The sequence below is a fragment of the Marinobacter sp. MBR-105 genome (genome assembly GCF_053628895.1).
Window position 1 is genome coordinate 1 of sequence record NZ_JBRJHG010000033.1, and the last position, 8,292, is coordinate 8,292.

Genomic DNA, 8,292 nt, shown 5'->3' on the forward strand with positions numbered 1-8,292 from the left:
AGTTATTAATCAATCGCGACCGCAAATGAGCGGTAATGGCGGTAACCTGCTCAGTCTGCGAGACTTGCCGGGGACCTATGAGAAATCCGGGCTAGATGAACCATCTGATGAATCAGAGCAAGCCCCTGAGCAGCTAGGCTCTTGTTTGAAGGTGGCTTATTGGAGCCTGGCAAGTTCCATGAACAACGACAGTGCGTATAGGTTAAACCAGCGTTTCCGATCGGAGCCTTCTTTACGTAGATTGTGATCCGCTGGATGACGACTGTTAGCTCCAAGGCGAAGGTCAGGGAAATCAATCCTCAGCCTGGATATACTGCACGAGCATTCGACCAAGTGTCGTGACACTGAGGCGATTACCTTTCTGCTCGGCAAGCCCGAACCGCTGCAGAGTCTGCTTGTAGCTCTCCTGAAGCGCTGCCTTGACGATTTGTTCCTGAGAAGCCCCCATTGTTTTGCTTACCGGTTCCAATATTTCTGGGTGCAGCTTCGCCCATTCTTTATGCGGCCCATCTCCAAAGACCGGATTCAAAGAATAATAAATTAACCAAATGATCTCCGGGTCTGTTAGTTCTCGGTAGATATTGAGTAATTTCCGGATTTCCTCATAGCGCAACTCTTCGGTTGACAGCGCCTTGGCAACCAAGCGTCCAAGACGCTCTTTGCGGTCTGCAGATACTGCCCTGGATGCTTGGACGCAGCCTTCCTCCAAGAGATCCAAACCTTCTTCAGTTTGAAGGTGTTGCTCAAATGTATCCAGTCGCCCGTGAATGTTTGCGACTTCGGAATCAAGCTGTTTCAAAAAGGCAACCATGCGCTCCAAGCGCAGGTCTGGGATGATGGCCGTCATCACTTCAGAAATGAGGGTTCCGACACCTGGAAGCACGCCAGCAGCGCTGTTGGCGATACTTACCAACCTATCCCGTCTATTGGAATCCAGAGTGTTCTGGTCGAGATTGCTCATCATTCTGTTATCGATTGTGACAAGCGTTAGCGCAGAAGAAACAGCCATCCACATTGTCATATTTTTGTCGGGCCGCTTCGAGAGCATCTCTGCATGATGCGAACATGCCCAAATAGGTCCGGTTCAGAATTTCAGGCATGAATTGGCAACCCTCTCTATGCACCTCATGCTCACCGGTGCTTTGTGGGTTGTCGTTTGCGTAATAGTGTTCCACTGATGCCTCCTTGGCTTAACTGTCTCAATCCAGAGTAGACAGCTTGCTACTATTTCGCCAGCTTCGGATATGTCTGGCGCACAACAGGACATCCACACGGTGACTTGAAGAAACGAATTCCGTTAAATCTTGCTCTTTTGGCAAACAGTTTCAGGACGCCCACAGATTGCTCTCGCTAGCTGCGGAAACAAAGCTGTCGCTCCACGTATATTTCGAGTTTTAACAAATGGTTACTTAAAATATTTTCCATTTTTGCGACTGTTGCCGATACTTCATTGAATTCGAATCACGCTGCAATTTTGTATCAATGCGTATGTTCACCGGCTTTCGGGACATGCTCGATAAAAATAATCGTTAAACAGATCGGGGTTCGTCATCTAGTGACCAGCTCAGAGTTGCTCTGGAGATTGCGCGTAGAAGGATTTCTGAGAAGAACCCCACCTGTCAGCAGGGCATCGCACCATGAGCGACATAGAATATTCTGTGCTGGAAGCGCAGCAGAACATCCATGAACTAATTGCCCAGCAACACCCGCTGGAACAGACGCTGGACGCGATAGCCGACTGGGTCGGCAGCATGATGCCCGGTGCGCTGGTTTCCATCATGCAATTTCATCCAGCCTCAAACAGCCTCAGTTTAATACCCAGCGATCGGTTTTCAGATCGTTTTTTCCAGGCCATGCAGGATATTCAGGTGGCTGAGAACAAGGGCACTTGTGGTACTGCGGCCTTTACTGAAGACTTAGTTATTACTGACAATATTCAAGAAGATCGCCGCTGGACGGGCTTCCATGACATCGCCGAGGCAGAAGGAGTCCGCGCCTGCTGGTCCATGCCGATTCTGACCTCGAAAAATGAGCTCCTGGGCACCTTTGCCACCTACTACCGCGCTCCAGCCACCCCAACTGCGGGCGCTCAACGCAACCTGGCCCGGGGCGCAGCTCTGGTCGCCCTGGCCATTCTCCGACACCGGGACGCTGAGAACCATAGAACCCTCTCCGAGTGGCACCGGACCCTGTTCGACAACCATCCAGATGCTGTATACACGTTCGACCTCGATGGTCGCTTCCAGAGCTGTAACAAGGCATTGGAAAAAATTTCTGGCTATTCGGCGGGTAAGGTGTGCGGCCTTCACTTCAATCTATTTATTGAACCTGATTATCGCCCACAGACCCAGGCAGCATTCGACAGAGCTCGAAACGGTGAAGTCATCACCTACGAAACCATAGGCACTCACGCCTTCGGCCATCCCTACTTCCTGGAGGTCACCAACTTCCCGGTCATCATCCAGGGTGAGATTGTCGGCGTCTATGGTCTCTGCCGGGACATTTCTGATCGTAAACATCAGGATGCAGACCTGCATCTGCTCAAGCGTGGCATTGAAGCAAATCCCAACGGTATGTTGATGGTGGACGCACGCAGTCCAGACATGCCAGTGGTCTATGCCAACCCCGCATTCACTGAAATGACCGGTTACTCTTACGACGAGGTCATGGGAAGCAACTGCCGCTTTCTTCAGGGAGAAGACACTGCTCTGGAAGCGCTCGAAACCATACGGCAGGGACTGCACCACCAAACCGAGGTCAATGTCGAACTGATTAACTACCGAAAGGACGGTACGCCTTTCTGGAATCACCTCCGGATCAGCCCGGTGTTCGGTAATGACGGCCTTTGCACTCACTTTATTGGCACTCAGCAGGATGTTACCCACCAACGGGAGCAGGAAGCCCAGATTACTTACCAGGCCACCCATGACCTGCTTACCGGCTTACCCAATGGGGTCTCGTTTCAAGAGACGCTGCATGACGCACTGATTCTGGATGGTGGGCGTGGAGCGTTAGCTGTCCTGTATCTGGACCTGGACGGATTCAAGCCCATCAATGACGAACTGGGGCATCATGTTGGCAACCAGGTACTCATAACCATTGCCCGGCGACTGGCAGACTTGACGGCACCTGAGGCAACCGTTGCCCGGTTGGTTGGGGATGAATTTGGTTTGTTGCTACCTGGGTACACAAATCGCAAAGAGGTCACCCAACTGGCCGAGCGCATATTGGTACATCTTGCAAAGCCGATCGACGTGGACGGCCAGATGGTCCACATTAGTGCCAGTATTGGGATCGCCTGTAACAGCGCCCCTCTGGACGCCCCTCATGAATTACTGCAGTTTGCAGACATTGCCCGGGAGCGGGCCAAACGGCAAGGCAAAAACACCTGGCAATGGCACAGTGGCCTTAAAGCCGAACGCAGCCAGCACAGCGTTAAGCTGAGGCATGACCTTCACACCGCTCTGAATGAAAACCAGTTTGAAATCCATTACCAGCCCCTGGTGGACGCTGTCACTGGACGAATGCGCAGTGTCGAAGCTTTGGTACGGTGGAAACACCCTGCCCGGGGGATGATCTCCCCCGGTGAGTTCATTCCATTGGCCGAGCAGACTGGTCAGATCATTCCGCTCGGCCTCTGGATCCTCAAACAGGCCTGCATAGAAATCGCAGACTTCAATGCCCAGCGGGAAAGAGGGCTACGTGTTGCCGTTAACATTTCATCGCTGCAGTTCATCCGCGGCGGCTTTCTGGATGACGTTCGCCGGGTGCTGGCAGAAACGGGGCTTCCGCCACAACTGCTGGAACTGGAGGTGACGGAAAGTGTTCTTCTTGATGGTGCCGAGCCCGTAATCGAGCTAATGGAAACCCTGAAAACCTTGGGCGTACGTGTGGCACTGGATGATTTCGGAACCGGCTTTTCCAGCCTAAGCTATCTTCGGGATTTGCCCACCCACAAGGTGAAACTCGATCGAAGCTTTGTGGAGAAAACCACGACAGATCACCGGATAGCCGCCATCGTTCAGGGCGTGATTACCATGGCTCACCACATGGATATGATCGTGGTTGCGGAAGGGATAGAAACCCGGGAGCAGCAGGACGACCTGGCCCGTCGGCACTGCGATATCCTGCAGGGGTATCTGTTTGCCCGGCCAATGCCTCTCGCGGACTTGAAAAAGCTGCCTGACCTATTGCCGGTGAATCCAGCGAGATGACACTCCGTCATACTCGCCCGACTTTAGCCAAACGCCACTGTTGCCATTTCTCCTCCACGCCAACATACAACCCCTCTTGGGGTGATCAGCCATCAACACAAATGGCCAACCTGGGCCTAAGAGGCATCTTTCTGCCGTCACCATCTTCATCACTCAACGTATGGGCGGCATAACGTCTGAAATGGTGGTGGCGCGAGTATTCGCTCTTTTTCGCTGAGGTCCGTGAGTAGCCTTGGGTCGCAAAGCGAACGTTCAGATTTTTGGAATCTGCACGCAACATATGAGGCCGTCCAGCAATAGATCCGGGCCGAACGATACCACTGAAACGACCGGCTGAAATGTTTCTGGCCGGTCGGCTTCAGTTTACGGGAGCAACCACCCGACAGATACGAAGAGCAAGATCCTCACAGGTAATCCCGGGTGGACTGGACACTCGCATAGGCAAACCCAAGAGCCGCCATAGCCGTGGCATGAACCTGTGCCGCCGGCACCTTCACGCCGTTGAACTCCAGGTCCATCGTGGCGCAAGCATCTTCCAGCACAGTGACCTTGTAGCCAAAATCTGAAGCGGCTCGGCTGGTGGCTTCGATGCACATGTGACTCATGGCACCGATCACAACCACTTCCTCAATGTCGCTGGCATCCAGCAGCTCTTTCAGGTTGGTTTTCAGGAATGAGTTGGGATAATTCTTCAGAATCACCGGCTCATCACCTTTTGGTGCCACGGATTCGTGGATGTTGATGCCGTTTGTACCCGGGGTGAATACAGGCGCATCCGGGTCCGGAAACTCATGGTGAACATGCACCAGCAGGTCTTTGTTCTGACGCGCTGTATCTATCACCTGGGCAGCCTTGGCGGCTGCCTGTTCAATGTTCACCAGAGGCAGTTTGCCGGAGGCAAAGTACTCATTCTGGATATCGACAACAATAACGGCTCGCTTGCTCATTTGACTGTTCCTCATTGGATCATTTGTTTCAGGGGTGTTCTGGTCAGAAAGAAAGAATCTCACCATCCGCCGGGATCAATACCCGCTCATCAATCCCCTCGTTCTCCACGAACTCTGCCAGCTCTTCACGGCTCAGGGTCATATGGTTCACCGCATCCATGTGCACGGCGACAATGTCCGCATCTGGTAAAGCTCGGTGCACTCGCAGGGCATCTTCTTTGCCCATGATGATCGAGTCGCCCTCAAAGCCTGTCAGTTCCGCCGCCCCGGCATTCAACACAACAACGTCCGGCTGAAAGCGCTCCAATGACTGAACCACTTCATCACGCCACACGGTATCGCCTACCACGTAAGTGGTTTCCTGCCCCTCGGCTTCAAAAACCACACCCATGATTTCACCGAGCGCCTTGGCCAGCTCGGGAATGGCATAAAGGGTATTGGAGCCGTGTTGGCCGCCGGTTTTATGGAGTATCACGCCGCCGAATTCAGCCTCGCCATCCAGAATACGCACATCCTTGAAGCCTTGTGAGCGGATCAGCTCGGCATCCGCCCCGTTCTGCACAAACAGGGGAATGTTCTTCGGCAACAGCTTCTGGGCGGCATCGTCCCAGTGGTCCAGGTGGGTATGGGTAACGATCACCGCATCGGTACCCTCAATCACATCCTCAGCGGCCATGGGCAAGCCCACCAAAGGATTACGCAGCTCACTGCGGTAAGTGTCCGGAAAGCCCGGGTAAGCTCCTTGTTCGGCCAGCATAGGATCAATCAGAAAGGTGGTCTCTCCGTATGTAACCTTGATGGTGGCATTGCGGATTTGCTGTATCTGGTGGCTGGGTTCCCGGGTATACGATTCGGCGAAAGCAGCGCCAGTAAAAACAGTCGAAGCAAGCATCAGGGCGCCAGCGAAAGTTTTGATCAACATGGTATTTATCCTCCAACAGGGTGTTCGTTGATGGAGTAAGTCTACGGAGATGTGATCACCACCAATATTGACCTGAAAGACAATGATCGAAAGAATCGGGCCAAGCAGTTATCATCGGGTTAAATGAACCACAGGAGTGACACCGTGGCGCTACCGAAAGTCGGGCTTATCCTTCACCCACAATTCAGCCCCTTCCATTTCTCTGTTCCTTACATGGTATTCAGTATTGCCTTGCCCGACGGCCCCTTGTTCGAGTTGCTGATTATCACCCCAGACGGCAAGCCCCTCACATCCGAACGGGCCATGACCGTTCAGCCAGATGGCGGGCTGGAATTATTGGATGCGGTTGATATTGCGGTAGTACCCGGCTGGCACGATCTGAGCGAAGCCCCACCGCCGCAATTGGCGGAGGCTCTCACCCGCTGCCATGAACGGGGCGCACATGTGGTAGGCCTTTGCTACGGCACCTATGCGCTGGCCTATGCGGGTTTGCTGGATAACAAGAGAGCCTCGACCCACTGGCTGGCAGAACAGGACTTCCTCAATAGGTTTCCACAGGTGAATCTGGATACCAACGCCCTCTATGTGAAGGATGACCGGCTGGTCACGTCCGCTGGCACAGCGGCGGGGCTGGATTGCTGCCTGTTTCTGGTGCGGGAGTATTACGGTGCCAGGACCGCCAATACCCTTGCCCGCCTGATGGTTGTTCCGCCGCACCGGGAAGGTGGCCAGGCTCAGTTCATTGAGCAGCCGGTCGCGATTTCCACTCAGGATGCGCATATCAACCGACTACTTGACTATCTGCGGGAACATCTGGCCGAAACACACACAATCGATGAACTGGCCGCCCGCACCGCCATGAGCCGGCGCACCTTCACCCGCCATTTCCAGAGAGCCACCGGCATGACGGTAGTGGAGTGGTTGGTGAGTGAACGACTTCGGCGAGGACGGGAACTGCTGGAGACCACATCGCTGTCTGTGGAAGCCATCTCGGAAAGAATCGGCTTCCACACAGCAACGTCATTCCGGCAGCATTTCAAGCAACGTCACCACGTAAGCCCTCGTGACTGGCGCAGGACCTTTGGAGATGTGGCCTGATAATCCAGCCACCAGTTCAGCGGGCAGGTAACAGGAGTACTGCGGGAAAGCCCGAAATACCGGTTCGGCTAGTCGAAGTGGGTGCCACAATCTCTGGAATGGCTGACGGATAATGGCAACTGCTACATTGCCAAAGAAACGCGAGTCTTCGCATCCGCTCTGGGTTTTGTGGTGTATATCACACCCGCGCGAAGCCCTCATAGTAACGGCATAGCGGAGGCTTTTGTGAAGACGTTTAAGCGGGGCGATGTATACCTGTACGACCTTCCTGATCCAGCCACTGTGATGGCCAGATTGCCGAAATGGATCTGAGACTATAATCGCAGCCACCCGCACAAGAGTCTGAAATGCCACCGGGGAATACCGGGCTGAACTGGCAAGATGGTGCTCAGTTTAGTTGGGGCAACTACAGGCATCAGTATTATCGACCTTTTTAAAATCAGAAGGCTGGCTGCCAAGAGAATTGTCGCCGAACATCCCCCCGGCAATCGAGGGGGGCTGCGTAGGGCCGTGTGGCCCTACGCAGCGTGACCTGATTGAGTCAAGGCCGGGTTGTCATGCAGGCAGTTTGGCTGCAAGCAGTTCGACATTCTCGATATTGGGCGGAGAACTGAGCAAGGTCGCGGCGTTGGCCATCAAGGCCGCGGCGATCTCGCCGTTCAGATGTGCTTGGCGACCTGCCTCATCGGCAAAGGCATCTAACACACCGAACGTCGAAGGGCCAAACTTCAATGCGAACCAGGCAGTGGTGCCGGACTCGGCGTTGGCGAGCGGCAGAGCGCTGGCCAGGAAGTCGGCAAGCGCAGCCTCCTGGCCGGGTTTGGCTTCGAGGCGAACAAACAGGGCGAGCTTGGTCATACTGTAATCCTTTGGGTAAATGGGTTAGTTGAATGGATCAACGAGCCTGCAGTCTAAGTCGTCATGACAGCCATCTCTATAGACAATAATGACAACTTTGATATCATTATTGCCATGAAACTCCACATCCTTGTTTGTGATGGCGTGTTTGATCTGGGGCTTGCGGCGCTCACCGACACAGTGGGCTTGGCCAATGCGATGGCGGGCTCGCTGCCACAGGCTCCCGCGCACATAGAGCTCACGCTGGTGGGCG

7 protein-coding genes and 2 pseudogenes are annotated in these 8,292 nt (G+C 54.0%); 5 read left to right on the plus strand and 4 right to left on the minus strand.

Annotation, left to right across the window (positions count from 1 at the left end):
• The coding region (locus tag ACSSVV_RS20585) for a hypothetical protein (RefSeq protein WP_454106936.1) at window positions 1-247 on the plus strand (247 nt) is incomplete at its 5' end.
• Between the two features lie 45 nt (window positions 248-292).
• Here the strand turns inward: ACSSVV_RS20585 and ACSSVV_RS20590 are convergent.
• Window positions 293-964, minus strand: coding sequence for a hypothetical protein (locus tag ACSSVV_RS20590; RefSeq protein ID WP_454106937.1), 672 nt, complete (start codon window positions 962-964; stop codon window positions 293-295).
• Window positions 965-1,637: 673 nt separating this feature from the next.
• On the opposite strand from ACSSVV_RS20590, the gene ACSSVV_RS20595 reads away from it, so the two are divergent.
• Window positions 1,638-4,214 (plus strand): bifunctional diguanylate cyclase/phosphodiesterase, encoded by a 2,577-nt coding sequence (locus tag ACSSVV_RS20595; RefSeq protein WP_420389704.1) that lies wholly within the window; start codon window positions 1,638-1,640, stop codon window positions 4,212-4,214.
• Window positions 4,215-4,618: 404 nt separating this feature from the next.
• Here the strand turns inward: ACSSVV_RS20595 and ACSSVV_RS20600 are convergent, their stop codons facing one another.
• Window positions 4,619-5,161 (minus strand): cysteine hydrolase family protein, encoded by a 543-nt coding sequence (locus tag ACSSVV_RS20600; protein WP_008175532.1) that lies wholly within the window; start codon window positions 5,159-5,161, stop codon window positions 4,619-4,621.
• A 43-nt stretch (window positions 5,162-5,204) separates the two neighbouring features.
• Window positions 5,205-6,083 (minus strand): MBL fold metallo-hydrolase, encoded by an 879-nt coding sequence (locus ACSSVV_RS20605; RefSeq protein WP_454106938.1) that lies wholly within the window; start codon window positions 6,081-6,083, stop codon window positions 5,205-5,207.
• A gap of 144 nt (window positions 6,084-6,227) precedes the next feature.
• Here ACSSVV_RS20605 and ACSSVV_RS20610 point away from each other — a divergent pair, with 144 nt between their 5' ends.
• Complete coding sequence (locus ACSSVV_RS20610; RefSeq protein ID WP_039882095.1) at window positions 6,228-7,181, plus strand: GlxA family transcriptional regulator; 954 nt, start codon at window positions 6,228-6,230, stop codon at window positions 7,179-7,181.
• Between the two features lie 39 nt (window positions 7,182-7,220).
• Window positions 7,221-7,490 (plus strand): annotated as a pseudogene (locus ACSSVV_RS20615) (IS3 family transposase); the annotation flags it as partial.
• A gap of 246 nt (window positions 7,491-7,736) precedes the next feature.
• Here the strand turns inward: ACSSVV_RS20615 and ACSSVV_RS20620 are convergent.
• Entirely contained in the window at window positions 7,737-8,039 is a 303-nt protein-coding gene (locus ACSSVV_RS20620; RefSeq protein ID WP_454106939.1) for a putative quinol monooxygenase, read from the minus strand.
• Between the two features lie 63 nt (window positions 8,040-8,102).
• Between ACSSVV_RS20620 and ACSSVV_RS20625 the strand changes: the two are divergent.
• Window positions 8,103-8,292: pseudogene (locus tag ACSSVV_RS20625) on the plus strand (GlxA family transcriptional regulator); the annotation flags it as partial.